This is a genomic window from Orbaceae bacterium lpD01 (genome assembly GCA_036251705.1).
GTDB lineage: Bacteria > Pseudomonadota > Gammaproteobacteria > Enterobacterales > Orbaceae > Utexia > Utexia brackfieldae.
In genome coordinates, this window is record CP133959.1 from 35,446 (window position 1) to 59,155 (window position 23,710).

The 23,710-nt window shown below is 42.8% G+C and carries 19 protein-coding genes; 10 read left to right on the forward strand and 9 right to left on the reverse strand.

Annotation, left to right across the window (positions count from 1 at the left end; translation table 11 throughout):
• Nucleotides 1–10 precede the first annotated feature (10 nt).
• Nucleotides 11–1,549: a 2,3-bisphosphoglycerate-independent phosphoglycerate mutase gene (gene gpmM / locus RHO15_00165; GenBank protein ID WVD63965.1), complete on the reverse strand. Its 1,539-nt coding sequence runs from the start codon at nt 1,547–1,549 to the stop codon at nt 11–13.
• 416 nt (nt 1,550–1,965) lie between these two features.
• Between gpmM and RHO15_00170 the strand changes: the two genes are divergently transcribed.
• The gene (locus RHO15_00170) at nt 1,966–3,753 is read left to right on the forward strand and encodes an ABC transporter ATP-binding protein (protein WVD63966.1); all 1,788 of its coding nucleotides are present in this window, start codon (nt 1,966–1,968) and stop codon (nt 3,751–3,753) included.
• A gap of 127 nt (nt 3,754–3,880) precedes the next feature.
• On the opposite strand, the gene RHO15_00175 is transcribed toward RHO15_00170, so the two are convergent.
• From RHO15_00175 to hutW, 6 genes are all read right to left on the reverse strand, one after another.
• Nucleotides 3,881–4,708, reverse strand: a complete 828-nt coding sequence (locus tag RHO15_00175) for a hypothetical protein (GenBank protein WVD63967.1) — start codon at nt 4,706–4,708, stop codon at nt 3,881–3,883.
• A gap of 462 nt (nt 4,709–5,170) precedes the next feature.
• Nucleotides 5,171–5,941 carry a heme ABC transporter ATP-binding protein gene (locus RHO15_00180; GenBank protein WVD63968.1) on the reverse strand — a complete coding sequence of 257 codons (771 nt, stop codon included), beginning with the start codon at nt 5,939–5,941 and terminating at the stop codon, nt 5,171–5,173.
• Nucleotides 5,935–6,870, reverse strand: coding sequence for an iron ABC transporter permease (locus RHO15_00185; GenBank protein ID WVD63969.1), 936 nt, complete (start codon nt 6,868–6,870; stop codon nt 5,935–5,937). The genes RHO15_00180 and RHO15_00185 overlap by 7 nt, the downstream gene beginning before the upstream one ends.
• 87 nt (nt 6,871–6,957) lie before the next feature.
• The gene (locus tag RHO15_00190) at nt 6,958–7,590 is read right to left on the reverse strand and encodes an NAD(P)H-binding protein (protein WVD63970.1); all 633 of its coding nucleotides are present in this window, start codon (nt 7,588–7,590) and stop codon (nt 6,958–6,960) included.
• Between the two features lie 3 nt (nt 7,591–7,593).
• Nucleotides 7,594–8,088: a heme utilization cystosolic carrier protein HutX gene (gene hutX / locus RHO15_00195; protein ID WVD63971.1), complete on the reverse strand. Its 495-nt coding sequence runs from the start codon at nt 8,086–8,088 to the stop codon at nt 7,594–7,596.
• A 46-nt stretch (nt 8,089–8,134) separates the two neighbouring features.
• Nucleotides 8,135–9,526 carry a heme anaerobic degradation radical SAM methyltransferase ChuW/HutW gene (hutW, locus tag RHO15_00200; protein WVD63972.1) on the reverse strand — a complete coding sequence of 464 codons (1,392 nt, stop codon included), beginning with the start codon at nt 9,524–9,526 and terminating at the stop codon, nt 8,135–8,137.
• Nucleotides 9,527–9,762: 236 nt separating this feature from the next.
• Between hutW and RHO15_00205 the strand changes: the two genes are divergently transcribed.
• Nucleotides 9,763–11,913: a TonB-dependent receptor gene (locus RHO15_00205; GenBank protein WVD63973.1), complete on the forward strand. Its 2,151-nt coding sequence runs from the start codon at nt 9,763–9,765 to the stop codon at nt 11,911–11,913.
• An 8-nt stretch (nt 11,914–11,921) separates the two neighbouring features.
• Nucleotides 11,922–12,800, forward strand: a complete 879-nt coding sequence (locus tag RHO15_00210; GenBank protein WVD63974.1) for an ABC transporter substrate-binding protein — start codon at nt 11,922–11,924, stop codon at nt 12,798–12,800.
• A gap of 143 nt (nt 12,801–12,943) precedes the next feature.
• Here the strand turns inward: RHO15_00210 and RHO15_00215 are convergent, their stop codons facing one another.
• On the reverse strand, nt 12,944–13,960 hold the full coding sequence (locus RHO15_00215) for a DUF481 domain-containing protein (protein ID WVD63975.1): 1,017 nt from the start codon (nt 13,958–13,960) through the stop codon (nt 12,944–12,946).
• A 104-nt stretch (nt 13,961–14,064) separates the two neighbouring features.
• The gene (gene hemB, locus RHO15_00220) at nt 14,065–15,078 is read right to left on the reverse strand and encodes a porphobilinogen synthase (protein WVD63976.1); all 1,014 of its coding nucleotides are present in this window, start codon (nt 15,076–15,078) and stop codon (nt 14,065–14,067) included.
• Nucleotides 15,079–15,656: 578 nt separating this feature from the next.
• Here hemB and rpsU point away from each other — a divergent pair.
• The 7 genes from rpsU (at nt 15,657) to uspA (ending at nt 23,651) form a co-directional block, all read left to right on the forward strand.
• Entirely contained in the window at nt 15,657–15,872 is a 216-nt protein-coding gene (gene rpsU / locus RHO15_00225; GenBank protein ID WVD63977.1) for a 30S ribosomal protein S21, read from the forward strand.
• 117 nt (nt 15,873–15,989) lie between these two features.
• Nucleotides 15,990–17,762, forward strand: a complete 1,773-nt coding sequence (gene dnaG, locus RHO15_00230) for a DNA primase (protein WVD63978.1) — start codon at nt 15,990–15,992, stop codon at nt 17,760–17,762.
• Nucleotides 17,763–17,949: 187 nt separating this feature from the next.
• Nucleotides 17,950–19,800, forward strand: a complete 1,851-nt coding sequence (gene rpoD / locus RHO15_00235; GenBank protein ID WVD63979.1) for an RNA polymerase sigma factor RpoD — start codon at nt 17,950–17,952, stop codon at nt 19,798–19,800.
• A gap of 385 nt (nt 19,801–20,185) precedes the next feature.
• On the forward strand, nt 20,186–20,539 hold the full coding sequence (locus tag RHO15_00240; protein WVD64946.1) for an HAD-IA family hydrolase: 354 nt from the start codon (nt 20,186–20,188) through the stop codon (nt 20,537–20,539).
• Between the two features lie 51 nt (nt 20,540–20,590).
• The gene (locus tag RHO15_00245; protein ID WVD63980.1) at nt 20,591–21,589 is read left to right on the forward strand and encodes a bile acid:sodium symporter family protein; all 999 of its coding nucleotides are present in this window, start codon (nt 20,591–20,593) and stop codon (nt 21,587–21,589) included.
• A 74-nt stretch (nt 21,590–21,663) separates the two neighbouring features.
• Nucleotides 21,664–23,157 carry an inorganic phosphate transporter PitA gene (gene pitA / locus RHO15_00250; protein WVD63981.1) on the forward strand — a complete coding sequence of 498 codons (1,494 nt, stop codon included), beginning with the start codon at nt 21,664–21,666 and terminating at the stop codon, nt 23,155–23,157.
• 53 nt (nt 23,158–23,210) lie between these two features.
• Complete coding sequence (gene uspA, locus RHO15_00255; protein WVD63982.1) at nt 23,211–23,651, forward strand: universal stress protein UspA; 441 nt, start codon at nt 23,211–23,213, stop codon at nt 23,649–23,651.
• The last annotated feature ends 59 nt before the right edge of the window (nt 23,652–23,710 follow it).

Consider the following 23,710-nt stretch of genomic DNA (forward strand, 5'->3'; position numbering starts at 1 on the left):
TATTTTATTATTATTGTAATTTAAATAAGGGTTTACCGGTCATTTCTGCCGGAATATCCATCCCAATCAAGGTTAACATGGTTGGCGCTAAATCGGATAACTTACCCCCTTCAACCGCGACTGCTGGTTTACCGACATAGATTAACGGTACTGGTAAGTTAGTATGCGCAGTATGTGCCTGACCGGTTTCCTCATCACGCATTTTTTCTGCATTACCATGATCGGCGGTAATCAGTAACTGCGCATCCGCCGCTTTCACCGCGTCAACAACTTGACCAATGCAGTTGTCGAGGGCTTCAACCGCTTTGACTGCTGCGTCAAAAACGCCGGTATGCCCTACCATATCACCATTAGGATAGTTACAGATAATCACATCATACTTACCACTTTTAATCGCCTCGACTAATTTTTCGGTCAACTCTGCTGAGCTCATCTCTGGCTGTAAATCATAGGTAGCAACTTTCGGTGAATTCACCAGGATACGATCTTCATGGGCAAATGGTTGCTCCACGCCACCATTAAAGAAGAAGGTCACATGGGCATATTTTTCGGTTTCAGAGATACGCAGCTGGGTTTTATGATGAGCCGCCAGCCACTCACCGAGTGTATTACTTAAAGAATCAGCCGGATAAGCAACCGAAGCCGGAATATTATCAGCATATTCAGTTAACATGACAAAATCAGCAAAGGCAATCACGCGTTTACGTTTGAAGCCGTCAAAATCTTTATTCACAAAGGCTCGGGTAATTTGACGCGCCCGGTCAGCACGGAAATTCATAAAAATCAGCACGTCGCCATCTTGCATCGCTGAACTCTCTTCGCCAGCAGCCTGAATCACGGTCGGTTTGACAAACTCATCATTTTCATCGCGCGCATAAGCTGCAGACAGTGCTTCAACGGCAGTTGTCGCCGTAAAATCGCCTTTGGCATCGACAATCAAATCATAGGCTTGTTCAACACGTTCCCAACGATTATCGCGATCCATCGCATAGTAGCGACCGATAACTGAGGCGATACGCCCTTTACCAAGCTCGGCAAATTTTTCACTAAAACGGGCTAAGGTACTTTCAGCGCTGCGAGGTGGCGTATCACGGCCATCGAGGAAACCGTGCAGATAAATCTTCTCAGCACCGCGCTGTGCGGCCAGTTCAACCATGGCTAAAATATGATCATCATGACTATGCACGCCACCCGGTGACATCAATCCCATAATATGTACCGCTTTACCCTGGCTGGCAGCTTTATCAACTGCGGCGGTCAACACCGGATTTTCGAAGAAGTCACCATCAAGAATATCTTTGGTTACCCGCGTTAAGTCCTGATAAACCACGCGTCCGGCACCGATATTGGTATGACCTACCTCTGAATTGCCCATTTGCCCTTCTGGCAAACCGACATCCATACTTGAGGCAGAAATCAGGGTATTAGGATACTGTTTCAGCAAGTTATCCATCACCGGTTTATGAGCCGCGGCAATCGCATTATCTTTTTGATCTTCACGATAACCATACCCATCGAGAATCACCAGAACAATTGGTTTCTTACGCATTAGTGTTCACCTTTAATAATAACATTCAATAATCTAACGCCCTAGTTTACTATAAGAAAGCCAGAAGAGGTATAGCTTGTCACGATTTTCGTGATTTCGGCTCAACATCATTATCTGACGGCTAAGCAATATGCTGAGCCTGAGCGGGTTTGGCCGAATCGATATCAATCAAGATGAAACCCCATTTACACTTAGTAAGACTAATATTAAGCTGACAATAGTCGTGTCTCTCCAGCTCATCATTTATCATACAAATAGCGCGATACTCCCTGTGCGATATCACTTTTTTATCATCCTTGGGTGTTGATATTATGAGCAGAATTTTATATTGTAGTGACTTGTACATCTATATCGCGCGAAAAGCGCCATCGGCCTGCGTATCATGACGGGTTATCCAGGAAACAGGAAGAGCGCTAATGACATTATGGCAATTACTGCACAATATCCGTACCTTCGTTAAGCCCTATCATGGCCTGATGATACTGACGTTATTACTCACGTTTATTGGTTCATTAACGGCGCAAGTCAATGCCTGGGTGTTACGCTATACGGTTGATGCAATTAACCAGCTCTTAGAGAACCATCAAACCCTACAGCAGGGTTTTTATATTTTAGTGATTATCTCAGTGATCTTGATTGGCAAAGAGATCATCAACCTATTCATTCAATTTGGCCAAAAGTATTTTGCCGAGAAACTGCGCATTTTTATCTCGCGCGATCTCGCCCAAACCGTTATCGAACGGATCCTAAAGTATCGGCTGGCCTTTTACAGTGTGGATGATAACCATCCAGGTAAATTGCAAACCCGGATTGATAAAGGAGTGGAGAGCCTGACCCGCTTGATTCAGAACTTTTTTGTCGATATCTTGCCGTTGTTTGCCAACGCGTTGGTCGCTTTGTTAATGATGTTTCAGGCCAATTTTTATGTGGGTCTGGTCGGTTTTATTACTATCCCGATTTATTACTGGGTCAGTCGCCAGCAGGCTAAAAAGCTCACCGCAGGCCGACGCGCGATTAAAACCTTAAGAGAGAATAAAAGCCAGGGGATTTTAAGCATTCTGGAATCGATCCCGGTGATAAAGTCATTCTTAAGAGAGAATATTGAAGAGCAGAAACAGATGGGGCTGCAAACGGATTTGACCGATAAGCAGATGAAAATCCGCCAAACCAGTTTTCTGTTTGACGGTTTAAAAACCTTTATTGAACAAATTGGTGTGGTGGCGATTATCTTGCTGACCACCTACTTTGTGTTAACCGGGCAGATGACCATTGGTGCGATTATGTTCCATATTTTGCTGTTCAGCAATGTCTCTGCACCGATTCGCCGTTTACACCTGATTTATGATCAGATGAACGATGCGCTAATCTATGCCGAAGGTTTTTTTGATATCTTAAATGCCGATCATCAGATTGAACATTCTGGAGAGTATCATCCGGCGCAGGTGACCGGTAAATTTGTCTTAAATCAGGTCTATTTTACTTATCCCGGCAATCGTTCACCGACCCTGCATGATATCAATATGCATATCGCACCGGGCAAAATTACTGCCCTAGTCGGACTGTCGGGGGCTGGTAAAAGTACCTTAATCAATCTATTAGATAAATTTTATGATCCTGATTCCGGCCACATTACCCTCGATGGCGTCGATCTGGCGACCTACGATACCCAGTTTGTCAGAAATAATATTGGTCTGGTGCTACAGAAAAATCATATCTTTAACGGTTCAGTGCAAGAGAATATTCTGTATGGCAACCCCAATGCCAGCGAGCAAGCGGTGAGACAAGCAGCCCAACAAGCCTATCTGCACGACCAGATTATGGCACTGCCGGAAGGTTATCAAACATCGGCGCTGGCCTTGTCGGGTGGACAGCAGCAAAAAATTGCGATTGCCCGCATGTTTTTAAAAAATCCGCCTATCATCTTTTTAGATGAACCCACCGCCAGTCTGGATGCGATTGCGACGGAGCAAATTAAAAACAGTTTAGATGCGATTAAAGAGGGCCGTACGGTGGTGATTATTTCACACAGCATCTCACAAATTATTGATGCCGATTGTATCTATGTGATGGAGAATGGCCGTATTCAGGAACATGGCAGCCATGAGCAACTATATCAAATGGCTGGGGCTTACAAACGTATTTTTGATGCCATGGCGCGCAGCTTAAATGTCGAAAAGATAGCCAAAACCCTTGATCATCATTAGCGCAATATCTGGCTTGAGAGGCCTATCGTTGGCGCTCTCTCATCAGCCTGGATGCACTCAGCTGATGAGGGCTGGTTACGCAATTTAACTTGAAGAATAACCAAACAGGCACTAAAAGAGCGTCAGACTACTCGTCCCAATAGACCAATTTTCTATCCGTGCGACCAATCGTTTTATCATTGACGGTGGTTTGCGAAACAAGCCAGTCATTGCGCTGATTAAACTGACTATATTGAATTAAAATGATCACGTTGGCTTTATGACTGACGTTATCTATCTGCGTAATATTTCTCATCACTTCATTTTTCAGTTTGACATTAAACACATATTTAATAGTCGATAGTAACTGTCTTTTATCGTTATAAGCATAGAGCGTGACAAAAATATAGTCAGAAGGGATGATTAATACCGTATATTTCAGATGATTATTGTCCCAATAGTAGTAAAGTACGCGATTAACACTATCGCGACGTTCGATTAAACGGCCTTGTTTATCATATTTAAACAAAATTTGCTCATTTGCCGAATCATTTTGCAATTTGATAATTTGCTGATTTTGATCGTCGATCAGAATATTGAACGTCTTCACTTTATTGTAAGCGGTTTTTTCATACTGGTTATGCGCATAATCGATCTGATTTTTAACCGTCAGTTTTTCATTGGATGAGATATTTTCAAAGATCGAGTCAGTAATATAACCACGAGCATCATAAGAGACCTGTTTAAAATCAGGTTGCTGGCTATCAATAATATGAATTTGGCGCTGTTCGAGACGAATGCTAGATAGATTTAAACTTTCACGTTCAGGATCAAAAATGAGCTGATTATTGAGCTTTGCTAAAACTGAGGGCTCAATCGGCTCATCGATATTATTAATGGTCTTATCATATTTGGGATCGCAACCAAATAATAAGAAAGGGAGTGATGAGATCAGTAATATTTTAAAACATTTCATAATATGAACCATTTATTATAAATCAATCTATCTATTATTGGCTAATAGCATCTAAAGAAAGATATAAATCCTATTGATCTGCTTGCTAAAAAACTTGATCTAAATAAGGCGCAACAAATAAGCAAGTCCACTATCAATATTGTTTTTTACTCTCATCAAAACAAATTCCTTACACTTATTCTATACCAATTTTATTTAAACAGGCAGTGTTAAATTTTCTTTTTATTAACAATTTACCGACACTCAATCGGTGTTAAAATAATCACTCATTTGCCTATCTCAATATAAAGCTAACCTAAAAACGTTAATCTGAAAAGATTACTTTCTTGTCGGTTAGCATTGTTTTGATGATGTACAAATCACGGCAGAATAGCCATTTTATCAGCGAGAAAAGCGGTTATTTTAAACAGTCAATCACAAACCTAAATCATATTCTGGCGATTATTATAGCATAAATTAACGTTATCGATTTAAAAAAACTTGCGGTGAAGCATGCTGCGGATGGGGCTTTACAGCAATATCCACCTGATACCATTGTCTGAGTAAAGTTTCCGTTAAAACCTGACCGGGCCGACCTTGGGCGACCAGTTGCCCCTGGTGGAGTAAAAAAATTTGGTCGGCATACAGCGCCGCCAGATTGAGATCATGCAAAATGCAGCAGACACTTAAACCCTGCTCTTGAATCAACTGACGCAGTAAACGTAACATGTGTTGTTGATGATAAAGATCTAAGGCTGAGGTAGGTTCATCTAAAAATAGCATGCATGGCGTTGGCGTGGGGTGCCATAATTGTGCCAAAACCCGCGCTAGCTGCACACGCTGCTGCTCACCGCCAGAGAGCAAACGATAATCTTTATGGCAGAGTGGCTGGCAGTGAGTCATTTCGATCACACTGTCCATCGCCTGTTTAAAATAGCGTTTACCATAAGGCGCTCTGCCCATTGCAATCACCTCTTCGGCAGAAAAAGCAAAATTAAGCTGACTCTGCTGACGCATCACAGTTCTTACACGAGACAGCGATTGCTGACACCACTGATTAAGCGGTTTATTGAGAAAAATACACTCCCCATGACTGGGGATGAGAAAACCGGTTAATAGCTTTAATAAGGTTGATTTACCCGCACCATTAGGACCGATAATGACACTTAACTCCGCCGATTTAAGCCGAAGAGAGACTTGATTGATCAGGGTATGGGAACCAATTTGATAACTAAGCTGAGTCGCGTTTAGCATAATATTCCCTTGCGTTTACCGAGTATTAACCATAAAAAGTAAGGACCACCAATTAAACTGGTCAACAGGCCAACTGGCATCTCATTTGGCGCCACCATCGTACGAGCTAACGTATCGGCGACAAGTAACAAGCTACTGCCACCTAAAATAGTTGCCGGCACCAGCCAGCGATGATCGGCGCCCATTTTCAGTCTTAACATATGTGGCACCGCTAAGCCAACAAAAGCAATAATGCCACTCACCGCCACCGCCGTGCCAATTAAAAGGGCACTTAACAGCAACAGATATCTTTTAGTTTTCGGTACATTCAGCCCCAAATAGTGTGCATCTTCATCGCCTAACTGCAGTAAGTTCAGCGGCTTGCTCATCATCAGTACCGCCAACGTTGCCGGTATAATTAAGGTCGCCGCAATCGCTACCGACTGCCATTGACCTTTACCTAAGTGACCCATGGTCCATAGAGAGAGCTGCCGAAGCTGCTGATCATCACTGAGGTAACTGAGTAGACCAAGCAATGAGGCAGTTAAGGCATTAATCGCGATGCCAGTGAGTAATAAGCGCTGCGTCGAGCTGCGCTGCTGATAACTGAGCACATAGATAACCAAGCAGACGATCAAACCACCGATAAAAGCCGCTAACATCTGCTGATAGAGCATTAAAAAAGCGGGTAATGTGACGGGTAACAGGGTGATGATACCCACAAACAGGGCCGAGCCACTGCTAATCCCCAGTAAGCCTGCATCGGCTAATGGATTACGAAATACCCCCTGCATGACCACGCCCGAGGTGGCTAGCGCACTGCCGACAATGATGGCCAGTAAAACGCGTGGCAGACGAATATTGAACCAGACTTGCCAGAGCGGATCATCATACGCGAGTGTTGATAACGTTTTAAAGGATAACCTCAGCGCACCTAAATTGAGTGCCATGATAACCGCCCCACCTAATATCACTATTAAGAGGATGAGCATATATCGCTGTGCGCGAGAAGAAGATAATTGTTTCATTATGCGTAATTAACGATTGCGTACGGCATCTAAATCAGGATCGATAACCGAAAAAATCTGATGACCTAAGCTCGCCTGACTCACTTGCGCTAAGATCAGCAGGGCTAAATCGGTTCTCATCACAAAACCATGTACTTCCTGATTAATATAAGCTGTCGCGCGATGAGTCGGTTCACCGTCGCGCAGTCCACCAGGTCTTAAAATACAGAAATCAAGCTCACTGGTTTGTAACCAGACCTCGGCCAAGGTTTTCTCTCTAACCGCCAAACCAAAGGCCTGTTTAGCCCGTTCAGACAGAGTAGGCCAACTATCGCCACACCCTAACGAGGTCACCATAATCATGCGCGAAATACCGGCTTTTTCAGCCTGCTTGATCACATTCATTTGCGCTTGATAGTTGGCTTTTGAGCCGCCCATCGTCGAGATAATGGTTGCCTGCCTGCCAACCTTTAAACAGGCCTGTTCAACCAGCCCAGCATCATTAGCATCGCCAACAAAAACGCTGATACCTTGTTTGATCAATGCTTCAGCCTGTGCTTTATCTCTAATCACTACCGTACATTGATGTCCCTGCTGCTGCGCATACGCAAGTACTGCCGCGCCGGTTCCCCGGCTTGCGCCAAATATCAGTAAATGTGCCATGTACTATCCTTTTGCCTGAGTTAGTGAAGCTAATTCACGAAAAGCGGCCAGCTGTGCGACTTGTAGCTGACGATGCTCATCACGGCCGACAAAGATCTTAAACATCGCCTGTCCGGCCAAGTTAAGAAACAAGATAGCGGCCGTGTCAGTACCCATAAATTTCCGCTCAACAAAGGCAATAGACTGGCAGTGCTCGGCTTTAATATGTCCACTTAACCCAGCTTTACCGCGTAAATTAAAATAACCATGACGATGGTAACCCGTCGGTAAATGACCTTGAAACTCAAAGATAATATCGTTGGTATTGACTAAAATCGTAATCTCACCCCAGTTCACCACCGCATCCCATACCTGATCGAAGTGATCGCCAGCGATAATATTATTTTCTGGCATGGCTTGGATGACTGTTAATAAAGAGACCTGATAGTCTTGAGCGATACTCTCTAGTGTGCCGTCAGGATGGGTTGCCATAAATTCAGTTAAACTTGGTGATGACATATGAGCTCCTCTATGATGAATGATGATGGGGTAAAATTTTGGCTGACTAAACCAGATTAATCTGCTGCTTTGCTGAAGCGGCGTGCATCGCTACCGGCGGTGATGCTTGTAACTGACCAGAGGTCGGCATAGCTAATTCAGCTTCGTTGAGCTGCATTAGCAGTTTCTGCAATGCCGACAGTAAATTACTGGCCCAAAATCGCCCAGCCGTCGTCAATTTAGTGCAGAGTGCCGCACTGGTGAGCAGGCCCGCCTGATGCCACTGCGCAATTAGTGGTGCTAATTGCTGAGCTTGTGTGGTTAAACGAGTTATATCAATTCGGCCAGACTCAATATCACCTTGTAAAAGATGCAGCCACTGCAAATTAGCGGCCGGCTGCATCAACATCATTAACGGTTTATGCTGATTATCTAGCTGCTGATAATATTGATTAAGATCGCGCTCAACCATAAAAGACTGACCATTAAGCTTACCGCCGGCACACGATCCAAAAGCCAAATAATCAGCACCTTGTTTGATCAGCAGGTTATAGAGATTTCTTTCCCGGGTGGTGCGCGCAAAATGGCTGTTACTTAATTGCGCCCAGCCATAGTGATCTAGCGTTTGAACCCCGATGCGGTAGAATTCACTTTTTTCGGCAACCTCAGGGAGCTTGATTCTGCCCGCTTCAACGCCTTTAAAAAGTGGTGTGGTTGGTAATAAATTAAGTGCATAGAGATCCACGCCATCAAGAGGGAGATCACGAATGATCGCCAGATCATCCTGCCAGATCTGCAACGTCTGCTGCGGTAAACCAAAGATCAGATCACAGACCACCGCCGCCTTATCTTTTTCGCCTAAACGCTGAATAAAGTCGATCGCCTGAGCTTGATTAGAGGTACGGCCTAAACGCTTTCGAATAGAGGAATTAAAGGTTTGAATACCAATCGAAAACCGATTCGCACCGCCGGTAAGGCAGGCTTCAATCTTGTCATCATCAAAGCCGAGAATACGCCCTTCAATGGTGATTTCACAGTCAGGTGCGAGAGGATAGTGGGTTTTTATTGTGGTGATTATCTGATAAAGATCTTCCGCCCGCAAGGCGGTTGGGGTACCACCGCCAAAATAGACGGCATGAATCGGCGCTGACTGGGTTAATTGACTCTCGGCATTCATCAATAACTCTTGAATCAGATATTGAGTGTAGCGCCGGGTATCATGCTTATGTAATGGATTCTGGTAGAAACCACAAAACTGGCAGTGGGTAGCGCAAAAAGGAATATGCAGGTACATCAAACGTTTATTTTTTACCGCTGTGGTTTGATGCAGCGCCGACCAGGATGATTGTAGCTGCGGTTTGGCAACCGGAGCAGCTCCTCGAAAGGGCATCACCGCCCAACGATCCTGAAACGGCATACCGGTTGTTTGGGCATAAAATGGCGTTAACTCTAACTGCATTTGATCGGGCTCCTCCTGTGCGTGAACAACGACGCAAAAATCATTGCCATTGATTAAACGATAATTATTCTCATTTAGCAAGTTATTAATACTTAACTGTCTAAATATTAGCAATATTCTGATTTTGTTTAAGATTAAATTATTTTTATCTTATTTCAGACAGCTGCTTTACAAGTTTATTGATAATGATTATCATTTGCAACTCAAAAAACTATTTTTCTCGGTGAATCTGGATGATGAAAAACACATTAACACTTTCTTCTTTTGCCTTACCGGTTATCCTGATGAGCCCGCTACTGCTTGCCAGTGAAGCGGAAAAAAAATTAGCTTATCTGCAAGATACGATCATCGTCACGGCTGATCGTAGTGAAAAATCCATTTGGCACAGTTCAGTTTCAGTCAATGCGGTGAACGAAGAGGAGCTGGCAAAACAGAACGGCGATTCGATTGCCGAAGCGTTACGCGATATTCCCGGCGTTGAAATTGCCGATAATTCACTGGCTGGCCGAAAACAGATCATGATCAGAGGAGAATCATCTAACCGCGTTTTAGTCATGATAGACGGGCAAGAGGTGAGCTATCATCGCTCTGGCCATGGCAGCAGTGCCGGATTACTGATTGATATGGAGTCGGTTGAGCGGATTGAGGTAATCAAAGGGCCCTATTCAGTACTCTACGGCTCACAAGCGATTGCCGGCGTCGTCAATTTTATTACCCGCAAAGGCAGCCATGAACAGGAAAAAGCCGCCGGTCATGTCAAATTTATCTATGATGGCGCTACCAATGGCTTAACCGAGATGGCTTCAGTTTATGGCGATATTGATAATATCTTCAATTATCGCATAAGTGGCACTTATGCTGAACATGGCGATCGTAAAACGCCTGAAGGACGACTGGAAAATACTGATTTTAGTAATAACAGTGTCAGTGCGTGGTTTGGACTCCATCTTGACCGGCATAAAATCGGTTTATCACTCGACCGTTATAAACTCGATACTAAATCTTATGCCAGCCGAGATCAGCTCAAAGAAATGAACTCATTTTTAGTGGATATTCCAGAGTTAAGACGAGAAAAGGTCGGTCTGTTTTATGATTATGCCGTAGACAGTGAAGTGATTACTAATATCCATATTGATGCTTACTATCAGACCCTTAAGCGAACCTTTATTAATGCCATTGATCTGCCCAATCCGCGCATGTTAACCAATACCGAAACCCATGATGAACAGAAAACGACTGGACTGAACTTTCAGATCGATCTGATCCCACAAGAGAACATGAAATTGATCATCGGTGGCCAATATCTTGAAGATAAGGTTGATCAGATCTCAGATAAGCGACTGGATATGTATTATAAACCGAGTCAAGCCATGCCGTTACCAGTATTTGATTATACCAAATACACCGCAGGTGCAAATAGCTGGAAACAGCAGCACTTTTCGCTGTTTGCCCAAAATGAATGGTTATTTACTGATAACTGGAACTGGACGGTGGGTTTACGTCAGTATTGGGTGACCTCAGACCTGATCAGTGGCCAGCAAAATAGTGACTGTATCAATCGTCCCTCACTCTCACCTTGTAGTCCGGCAAACAGCATCGATACGCCCCGCACCGATCATGATAATACCCTAGTTGCCTCCACGGGCCTCACCTATGACGGTTTAGATAATATTATTCTCAGGGGATCTTTTGCACAAGGCTATGTCTATCCAACCCTGACGCATCTGTATGCGATGACCAATGCCCATACCCAAACGATTTACGGCAACCCGAATCTACAGGCTGAACATTCCAATAACTATGAACTGGGACTGCGTTTTAATAATAACCAGTGGCTACTCGATACCTCACTGTATTACGCCACTGCAAAAGATTATATTACGCAAATTCCCTGTGATGGCAATGCGATCTGTAATAGTGCAATCGGCGTTGATGCCACCTATTATATCAATGCTAACCGGGCCAAGACCTATGGACTAGAATTTTCTATCGAGTACTTAGACTGGCGAGTTACCCCTTATCTGACCGGCAATCTGTTACGCCGTAAAATTGAGACCGATAGTTATACCACCTATGACTCCGGAAATCCGTTGCTCAGTGGTAATTTAGGTCTGAAACATACCGCTTATTTCGAACAAATCGACCTTGATTCTAACCTGTTTATGCGTTTTTCAAGCTCAGCAGATAACCGCAATGATAGCGAAGCTTATCACTATGGTGGCTGGTCGACACTCAACCTATCCCTGGTCGGTTCTTTCGGTCCGAAGCGGCAGTATCAGCTGGGTATCGATCTGAATAATCTATTGAACAAAAATTATATGACGGCATATGAATCGATTCCCTCAGCAAAATTCAATGCAGTCATTGCGGCAAGTATCAAATTTTAAGCGAGGTCATGATGAAATCTATTTACTCTCTAGGCTATATTGTTATCGGATTGTGCGGTTTATTGATATCTTATGTGGTTGCTAATGATCGTATTGTGACATCAGGTGGATCGATTACCGAAATTGTTTATGCACTGCAGGCTGGCGATCGGGTGGTTGGCGTGGATATGAGCAGTACCTATCCCCCGCATGTCAAACAGCTGCCGCAAATTGGTTATTGGAAACAGCTCAGTATTGAAGGTCTGTTATCATTAAAACCGACGATATTTATTGGCTGGGATGATTCTGGACCGGCACAAATCTCTGAACAGTTAAAACAGGCAAATATTCAGACACTGTACTTAAAACGCGTACCTAATACCCTCGATCTGTTACTGAGCAATGTTGAGTCGATTGGCAAGGCCATTGATCAACCGGTCGAAGCCGAGCAGCTGATAGCACAGATTAAATCACAAGTTGCCCAGACTACCGCGCAAGTGAAGCAGTATCAGCATAAACCGACTGTGCTGTTCTTACTCAGTATGGCCGGCGCGACACAAGTTGCCGGCAAAAATACCGTCGTCGATAGTATTATTCAATTAGCCGGAGGTGAAAATATTGCGCAACACGCAAACTATAAAAACTATAGTGCAGAGGCATTTATTACTGCCAATCCAGCGATTCTGATTGTAACAACCCAATCTCTGCAAGCAATTGGCGGTCTTGATAATTTAGCTAATATACCAGGGCTGACACACACTCAGGCCTGGCAAAACAGGCGTATTATTGCCATTGATCAAGCGCTGATTTTAGGGATGGGACCGAGAGTGGGTGAAGCATTGACGATATTAGCTGCAGGATTTTATCCGTCATCTGATACGAATATCGATAAGCCGCCATCACATTAGCCTTTTAGTGAACCTTTCTGTTGATTCAAAACGATAATGGCGAGCATCCGCTCGCCCTATCATAAAAAACAGCGCCGCGTGGCGCTGCTTGCCTAAAAATTGTTTAATTCAAAGCAACCTTTCTACTTAGCGACAGCGGATAATTACCAGCTGACACCAAGACCTAAACCATAGTTGGTGTTACTGGAATCGCCATCTTTGGTTTTACTTTTATCTCGTGAAAGGGTGGCATTGACTGACAGCCAGCTGGTCAGATTATAGCCTAAACCAAGCACACCAGATAATTCGTAATCGACCGAGTCATCAAAGCTACGGCCGATTGAACCGTTGGTAAAGAGTCGCACGGTTTTACTCATGAAATAGCGCTCATAATCCCACTTCACGCTACCGAGCGGATTATTATTCGTATGATCATCACGATATTCCAGACGTTGATAGTTGATTAACGCTGACAGTGAAAATGCCCCCAACTCATCATCCCACAACTGATAACCTGGACCGGTACCGACTGTTAAGCGGCCTTTGATATCTTCAATCCAATCATGCTTGTACGACACATTATTGGTCCAGAAGAACGAGGTGGTAATAAAACGATCGAGGTTATAACCCAGTGTATAGTTATAGGTTTTGGTTTGACTATTTTCCGAGGTTCGACGTAAATTACCATATAGGTTATGACGCAGGAGATCATGACGTGCAGTCAGATTACCATCGAGCATATACTGTTCGGTTTTATTGGTGCCTTTATTGTAATAGGCGCCACCATTTAAACGACCATTAAAGAGATATTCACTGAGCAGCGTTTTTGGCTTATTGCGCATTAAGATAAAATCATCGTTAAGTGCAAAAACGGTTTGCTCATTATCGCTCGCCAGAATCACCGATCCGGTTTTATCCGGATCGGGGAGCACTTGGGCCGCACGCTGCTTATCACCAAACAGACCTTTTTGCAGTTCAACTGGCGCATCCACCGAAAAGGTCTTGATTTTATTACGATCAATTGAGACTGTACCGGCAAAATCGGTATCAAGCAGTAATTTATTACTATCCACCAGTTTGACCGAACCAGAGATAACATCACCGTTTTTTAGCCAAACGGTATCCGCTAAAGCGGAACATGAACACACACTTATGCAGGAAAAGATGACCCATTTTTTCATTTCTTAACATCCTGTCGTTAATAGTTATACATAATCCTAACATAAAAAAAACCGTCTCAATGTTAAGAAAGTCACTAACTTAATGAAAGAAAGAAAAATTTTTGTTAATCTTGCTCATGCAGCCACTGCGCAACCTGTTTGGCAAAATAGGTCAGAACGCCATCAGCCCCTGCACGTTTAAAGCAGAGCAAGGACTCTAGTATGGTCTCACGCTCTTGTAACCAGCCATTTTGTATTGCCGCCATATGCATGGCATATTCTCCGGAGACCTGATAAGCAAAGGTCGGCACCGCAAAGGTATCTTTGACGCGTCTGACCAGATCAAGGTAAGGCATACCCGGTTTGACCATCACCATATCCGCACCTTCGACTAAATCCTGATAGATCTCTTGTAACGCCTCATCACTATTAGCTGGATCCATCTGATAATTACGTTTATTACCGCCTTTGATATTGCCAGAAGAGCCGACCGCATCACGGAAGGGACCATAATAATTGGAAGCATATTTAGCTGAATAAGCCATAATTTGCTTATTGACCAAACCGGCATTTTCTAACGCATCGCGAATGGCGCCTATGCGGCCATCCATCATGTCGCTCGGCGCAATAATATCGGCACCCGCCTGCGCGTGTGACATCGCCTGTTTGACTAAAATATCGACAGTGATATCATTTTGCACGTAACCTGTTTCATCAATGACGCCATCCTGGCCATGACTGGTATACGGATCGAGTGCAACATCGGTTAAAATGCCCAGCTGCGGAAACTCCGTTTTTAATGCACGAACAGTACGCTGAACCAGCCCATTCTCATGATACGACTCTTCCGCTAATAAACTTTTCTTCTCGCCTTCAATCGCCGGAAACAGGGATAACACCGGAATACCGAGCTTAGCGACCTGCTCCGCCTCTTTTAACAGCACATCAATACTCATTCGATTGACTTTTGGCATCGAGGCGACCGATTGCGTGACATTTTTACCTTCTACCACAAAGACCGGATAAATAAGATCATTTACCGTTAAATGGTTTTCAGCGACTAATCGACGACTAAAATCGTGCGCTCTTAAACGGCGCATACGACGCTGTGGATATTGACCAGCAATAATTGGCAACATAACGAAATCTCCAGCTTAACTTAAATAAATAAACATAAAAAATAAACCTGATAAATGCACCTGATAAATAAACCAAACAACTAAGTCAGGTACATCAATTAACCCTATAATATTACGTTTCACATCGGGCTGAACAGTGGTGACCCCAATGAGAGATAAATCATTTTAATTATAATCAATGAAGAGAATAAGAGACCCATGATGACATGAAAAAATAACTGACTATTTATCACTGTTGCAGCTGCAACGAAGCGCCATAGACAAAGACAGGTAAATCGCAGGAGTAACAAAATTGTCGTGATTTTTTTTATCATTATATTATCTTTAATTTTTATACTATCAAACGACGATAACACTATGATGATAATCATTTATTTATCGATAAATAGATTTAAAAAAAACGTCTCATCAATAGGCAAAAACTAATCTATAATAAGTTTAACTTTCGACCGACGCAATGATTATTTCATGGCGATGATAAAAAGCTTTACAAGCACTATCGGTTCGCTGTAAAATTCAGCACTAAATTTTTAAACACCAGTAATCTGGTACATTAATTACTTGAGGTAAGAGGCCACATGCCAGTAATCAAACTACGTGAAAATGAACCTTTTGACGTTGCATTACGTCGTTTCAAACGTTCTTGCGAAAAAGCAGGAATCTTAGCAGAAGTGCGTAACCGTGAGTTTTACGAAAAACCAACGACAATTCGTAAACGCGCTAAAGCTGCTGCGGTTAAACGTCATGCTAAAAAATTAGAAAGAGAAAACGCGCGTCGTATTCGCCTTTACTAATTCGTTTTATCAACCTATTCGCGCTCTTTTTAACCGAATAGTGTAGAACATTAGATAGAATCTAAACAAGCCGTACATTGTTACGGCTTGTTGCTCTTGTGGAAGGACAGTATTGGCATGAAACGTATTCCTAAAGATTTTATTTTTGATTTAGTGGCCAGAACCAACATCGTTGATGTCGTCTCGTCGCGAGTCAAAATTAAAAAGAAAGGAAATAACTATTTCGGCTGTTGTCCTTTTCATAACGAAAAAACTCCCTCTTTTTCGGTCAACGACAAAAAACAGATCTTTTACTGTTTTGGTTGTGGTGCGTCCGGTTCGGCCATCGATTTTATCATGGAATTTGATCGGCTGTCGTTTGTTGAAACAATTGAAGAGTTAGCCAATCTACAAGGCCTCACTGTGCCTTATGTGAATACGGATAACGACAAGTCATCGGATGTTTCAGCGCATAATGTCCGCGCCGATCTCTACGCCTTAATGACCGGTATTGCGCATTTTTATCATCAAAAACTCTATACGACTGAAGCCGCTGCAGCACGGGAATACCTGCAAAAACGGGGACTTGATCAATCGATTATCAAACGTTTTAATATCGGTTATTCACCCGATAGCTGGAATGAAACCAATCAAACCTTGGCCAAAAGTCAGGTCCTGCGTGATCTTTATGATCAAGCCGGCATGCTGGTTACCAATGATAATCAAAAACAGTACGATCGTTTCCGTGGCCGGATTATGTTTCCGATTCGCGATCGCCGCGGGAATGTGATTGCCTTTGGTGGCAGGACGATTAAAGCCGATGATAATGTTAAATATCTCAACTCACCGGAAACCAGTGTCTTCCATAAAGGTCGTCAGTTATACGGGCTCTATGAAGTTTTAGAGACCCATCGCAATCCGGTGCAACTATTAGTGGTTGAAGGTTATATGGATGTGGTGGCATTAGCCCAGTATGGCATAGATTATGCTGTCGCGGCATTGGGCACGGCCACCACGGAAGATCATGTGAAGCTGCTCTTTCGCACCACCGACAATATTATTTTTTGTTATGATGGCGATAATGCCGGCAGACGCGCTGCCTGGCGAGCCCTGACGACGTTATTACCCGCGATGGTTGATGGCAAACAGATTAAGTTTGTCTTCTTACCGGAAGGCGAAGATCCCGATAGTATGGTCAGAAAAGAGGGCAAAATTGCCTTTGAGAAACGCTTAACCGAGGCGCAAACCCTGTCGCAATTTCTCTTTGAAGGGTTGCTAAAACAGGTCGATTTAACCGCACCTGAAGGTCGTTCTAAATTAACTACGCTTGCCAGCCCCTTGATTAGTCAGGTGAGAGCCGACTCTTTTTCGCTCTATTTAAGACAGCAGTTAGGCCAATATCTTGGACTGTTAGATGTTTCGCAAGTGGATAAATTAATCGGCACGAAACCCGTATCGAATAATGAGACGATTAATTATGAACCAATGCGCATGAAATTAACCACGATGCGTATATTAATCGGTTTATTATTACAGTATCCAGAACTGGCGAAACAGGTTGCTGATACAAAAAGTATCGAATTATCTCAATTACCCGGTAGTGATATCTTTCGCCAGCTGTTGACCATTTGTTACCACTATCCCGATATCACAACAGCGCAATTGTTAGCGGAATTTAGTCAAACGGCAGAAAAAGCCGTGTTACAGCATATAAAAGCCTTAGCGGTATGGGATCACCGCTATTCGGAAGAGGATATACCTGTTATTTTTACCGATACATTAAAAGCACTTTATGATAGTATACTGGCCCAACGGCAAGAGTTACTGATTGCCAAGTCGAGAACGACGAAACTCAATGAACAAGAAAAAAAAGAACTGAGCACCCTACTTGTTTTATTGAAAAAAGGCTAAACATTAAGTAGTAAAGATGAATTAAATCTTAAAATACAATTTGAACATTACGCTGCAGCTTTATTGCTGAAAAAAACAAAACATTCTGTGCATACGGCATAGAATAAGATATGTCTCAACGAGACAAACAGATATTAACCGGATTATCATCCTAAATATTCAACAACTTTAATGTGGATATCTTTTTATGGAGCAAAACTCACAATCTCAGCTAAAACTTCTCATTACTCGCGGAAAAGAGTTGGGATACTTAACTTATGCTGATGTTAATGACCATCTTCCGGAAGAGATCATTGATTCAGATCAGATAGAAGATATCATTCAGATGATCAATGATATGGGGATTCAGGTTCTGGAAGAGGCCCCGGAAGATACCGATGAATTGTTACTGAACGGTGACGTAGCTGATGAAGATGCGGTTGAAGCAGCAACCGCCATGGTACTCTCTAATGTTGAATCCGAAATTGGTCGTACGACTGATCCAGTCAGAATGTATATGCGTGAAATGGGTGCCGTCGAGCTACTGACCCGTGAAGGCGAGATCGATATCGCTAAACGGATCGAAGATGGTATCAATCAGGTGCAAACTTCCGTCTCTGAGTATCCAGAAGCCATTACCTATTTACTTGAGCAGTATGATCTGATTGAGAAAGGTGAAATGCGTCTATCGGATATTATTACCAGCTTCGTCGATCCCAATCTTGACAATGATGGCATGGCAGAACTGCCGGAAGTACCAACCGAAGAAGCAGAAATCACGCTTGATGACAGTGATGAGGAAGACGAAGAGAACGAAGAAGACGCAAACAACTCTGATGATGATAATACTATCGATCCAGAAATTGCGCGTCAAAAATTCACTCTGCTACGTGAGCAACATGAAAAAACCATGGCAGCGATCAAAAAGCATGGCCGTGGACATCAAAAAGCCCAGCAAGAAATTGAGAGTTTGTCTGAAATTTTCAAACAATTCCGTCTGGTCGGCAGACAGTTTGATATTTTAGTCAATAACATGCGTAAAATGATGGATCGCGTGCGAACGCACGAACGCGTCATTATGCGAATTGCTGTCGAACAAATTAAGATGCCGAAAAAGCAGTTTATGACGCTGTTTACTGGCAATGAAAATAACATGAGCTGGTTTGATAAAGCGGTAAAATCAAAAGCCACTTATGCATCAAAATTAGAGATATTTAGAGACGAGATTACTGTTCAAATTGAATTGTTACAAAAAATTGAAACAGAAACCAATCTCTCAATTGAACAGATTAAAGATATCAATCGTCGTATGTCGATTGGTGAAGCAAAAGCGCGTCGAGCAAAAAAAGAGATGGTTGAAGCTAACTTGCGTTTGGTTATCTCGATTGCCAAGAAATATACCAACCGTGGTTTACAATTCCTCGATTTAATTCAGGAAGGTAACATTGGTTTGATGAAAGCGGTAGATAAGTTTGAATATCGCCGGGGTTATAAATTCTCGACCTATGCCACCTGGTGGATTCGTCAAGCCATTACCCGTTCGATTGCTGATCAGGCTAGAACGATTCGTATTCCTGTACATATGATTGAAACGATCAATAAACTGAATCGAATTTCTCGTCAAATGTTACAAGAAATTGGTCGTGAGCCAACACCTGAAGAGTTATCTGAACGCATGCAAATGCCGGAAGATAAAATCCGTAAAGTGCTGAAGATCGCTAAGGAACCAATTTCGATGGAAACGCCAGTTGGTGATGATGAAGATTCGCATTTAGGTGATTTTATTGAAGATACGTCGATGGAGCAACCACTCGATGCGGCAACCTCTGAAAGCTTACGTTTTGCAACACATGAGATTTTAGCCGGCCTCACACCGAGAGAAGCCAAAGTCTTAAGAATGCGTTTTGGTATTGATATGAATACTGACCATACACTTGAAGAGGTAGGTAAGCAGTTTGATGTGACGCGTGAACGAATTCGTCAGATTGAAGCCAAAGCACTGCGTAAATTGCGTCATCCAAGCCGTTCTGATGTGTTACGTAGTTTCCTAGATGAATAGTTTATTGAACAAGTAACTTCTAAGATGAGTAATCCAGCCTAAAAAAACGCACACTTTTGTGCGTTTTTTTTTGTGATTTTCAGACGATGGTACTCATCATGGCCGATTATGCAGAGAATAACAGGGAGAGAATGATGTTATATCATCAATATCAGTGACTTATTTTCGATATGGATGACACCTTACTCGATACCGAGTCTTTTCATAATCAGGCATGGCGTCAGACGCTGAGCCAATGAGGTTTGAGCGATTTTGAGGATTGTCTGATCCATCATCTAACAGGCTCCTCGGGTCATCTCATTGCCCAAAAACAGATCACTCACTTTAATGCCGATATTGATGACAGATAGCTCTGGCAAGAAAAACCACCATCGTTGAACAGCATATATTACAAAATACTACTCTCTTCCCCCTCATCGAGGTGGTTAAATATTATTACGATAAAAAACCGCAGGCATTAGGTACCGGCACCAACCGCGAATTAACCCTTAAGCTCCTCAACCATTTTCATTTAGCTGATTATTTTGATGCTATCATGGCGGCTTCGGATGTTGAACAGCTGAAGCCGGTCCCGGCGACCTTTTTAAGATGTGCGGCGCTTATCAGCATCAGGCCGGCTGACTGCCTGATATTTGAAGATGCTTTATTAGGTATTCAGGCAGCCCTGGCCGCAGGCATGGATGTGATAGAGATTAATCAGCTCGAGATAAAAAAAGTTATCGCTCAATTATCAACTTAACAGTAATATAGCATCAGTCATTTTAAATAATAATAAGTATAGAAGGAAATAATGATGTCCTGGTTAAAACGTCTTAAAATCGACTCTTTTTTATTAATTCTTATCTGCGTCGTGATCCTTGCCACACTATTCCCGTGTGAAGGTAACTATAAAGTCTTCTTTGAAAATTTAACAACCATTGCTATCGCGTTGTTGTTTTTTATGCATGGGGCCAAGCTCTCCTCGCAGTCAATTATCAGCGGCATGCGTCACTGGCGTTTACATTTACTGATCTTTGTAAGTACCTTCTTGCTATTCCCAATATTGGGGCTGGGTTTACAAGTGTTTGTACCTAATTTTCTCTCCAATCAGCTCTATCTGGGATTTTTATACTTGTGTGCACTCCCGGCTACCGTTCAATCCTCGATTGCCTTTACCTCTATCGCGCGCGGTAATGTTGCCGCTGCCGTGTGTAGCGCATCAACCTCAACCCTGTTAGGGATTTTTCTGTCGCCTTTTATTGTCAGTCTATTGATTAGTACCAATATGGCAAAAACCGATATGCTCGATGCGATTACCTCGATCATGCTCAAATTGATGCTGCCTTTTGTACTCGGCCATCTATCCAGACCGCTGATCCTCAAATGGATAGAGAAACATCGTAAGCTAATAAATCAAACTGACCGTACCTCTATCCTGCTGGTCGTGTATGTGGCGTTTAGTGATGCCGTGGTCAATGGTATCTGGCAACAGGTGGACGGTTGGTCACTGCTATCGATTGTGATTTTCTCTTTACTGTTACTCGGCGTAGTCTTAATCATAACCACCTGCAGTGCACGCTATTTTGGCTTTAATAAGGCCGATGAAATTACGATTGTATTTTGTGGGTCCAAAAAGAGCTTAGCTAGCGGTATTCCAATGGCTAGCGTGCTATTTCCAACTTCGGTGATGGGCATCATGGTGCTACCATTAATGATTTTTCATCAAATCCAATTAATGGTGTGTGCGATACTCGCCGCACATTATGCCAAAAGACCCAGTGAGGATAACGAGAGTCGATCAGTAAATTAATAAAAAATTTTCTTTTCTCCCTTGCTATTCTTTTGCATAATAGCGGCGTCTATCAGTTAACTAAAGAAGAGTATATGTTTCATTTATTTTCAGATTTAGAGTTATCAACGCTTATATTTTTAGGATTAGCACTGTGTTTTGTTCTCTTCTATGAAGCCATCAATGGTTTCCATGATACCGCTAATGCGGTAGCAACCGTAATTTATACCCGTGCCTTGAAAGAGCAGCTGGCGGTCGCGATGGCCGGGATATTTAACTTTTTTGGTGTTTTATTAGGTGGACTGAGCGTCGCCTATGCCATCGTTCACCTACTGCCGACGGATTTATTGTTAAATATGAATTCTGTGCAAGGTTTAACGATGATCTTTTCTATCTTATTAGCGGCGATTATCTGGAATCTTGGTACGTGGTATTTTGGTATTCCAGCCTCTAGTTCTCATACCTTAATTGGTTCAATTATTGGGGTTGCTTTAGCCAATGCCTATATGACCAACACCTCAATTATTGATGCACTGAATATCCCCAAGATGGTCTCTATTTTACTTTCGCTGATCGTTTCGCCGATTGTTGGTTTCGTGATTGCCGGTTTGCTCATCTTTGCCTTACGTAAAATTTGGCGCGGCACCAAAAAGAAAGAGCGCATTTTCATGACACCGGCTGAACGTGAAAAAATTGATGGTAAGCGTAAACCGCCGTTCTGGATACGTATTATGTTGATCTTATCAGCAGCCGGAGTGAGCTTCTCACATGGTGCGAATGATGGTCAAAAAGGGATTGGTCTGTTAATGCTGGTACTACTCGGTGTCGCACCGGCAGGCTTTATCGTGAATATGAATGCTTCTACTTACGAAATTACCCAAACACGTGACTCAATTAATCACATTGAAGAGTACTTTGTCACCCATCATAATGCCCTTAATCATATTATTGGTAAACAGCCCGCGATCGATCAATCCGTACCGGTGACGGATTTAAATCAGTATCATTGTGATTATACCAAATCATTTATCACGCTCAATATTGCTAAATCACTGTTTGATACGCTTCACGCTTATGATGAGCTTACCGTTGATCAGCGTACGCAAACACGTCGTATTTTACTGTGTTTATCTGATACCGTCGGGACGATTGCCAAACTCCCGGAAACACCGGCAAAAGATAAACGTTATTTAAATGAACTAAAAGACAACATCTTAGATACGGTTGAGTATGCACCACTGTGGATCATTATTGCCATTGCCACTGCGCTGGCTGTAGGGACCATGATTGGCTGGCGCCGCGTTGCTATCACGATTGGCGAAAAAATTGGTAAAAAAGGCATGACCTATGCACAAGGTTTTTCTGCCCAATTAACTACCGCATTGTCTATTGGTATTGCCAGCTATACCGGCATGCCAGTATCAACAACGCAAGTACTCTCTTCTTCGGTTGCCGGTACCATGATTGTTGATGGGAGTGGCGTACAAAGTAAGACGATTAAAAATATTGCCCTAACTTGGATACTGACCTTACCCATGGCAATTTTATTGTCTGCCTCACTGTTTTGGCTTGCACACTTTTTTATTTAGTAGTACAAAGGAATAGATAAATTTAACTTTTTAGGTTCAAAAAGGAGCGTATTATGGCTTACAAACATATTTTAGTCGCAGTCGATCTATCCCCTGAAAGTAATATTCTTGTGGAAAAAGCGGTTTCTATGGCCAAGCCATATAATGCAGAAGTTTCTCTTATCCATGTGGGTATCAATTATTCGGATCTTTATACGGGTCTGATTGATATCAATATGAATGATATGAAGGAACGCATCACTGAAGATGCACACATTGCATTAAATAAGCTAGCTGAAGAGTCTGGCTACACGATTGCACATACGCTCTCTGGTAACGGTGAATTTGGTCAGGTACTGATTGAAGCTATTCAACAATATACCGTGGATTTAGTGGTCTGTGGCCATCATCAGGATTTTTGGAGCAAGTTAATGTCTTCCGCGCGTCAGCTGATTAATACCAGTCATATCGATACGCTGATTGTACCGCTAAAAGACGATGAAGTGGATGAATAAGCCCCATAAAAAAACCAGCTGATGCTGGTTTTTTATTTAAACTGGTGAAGCACCTAAGC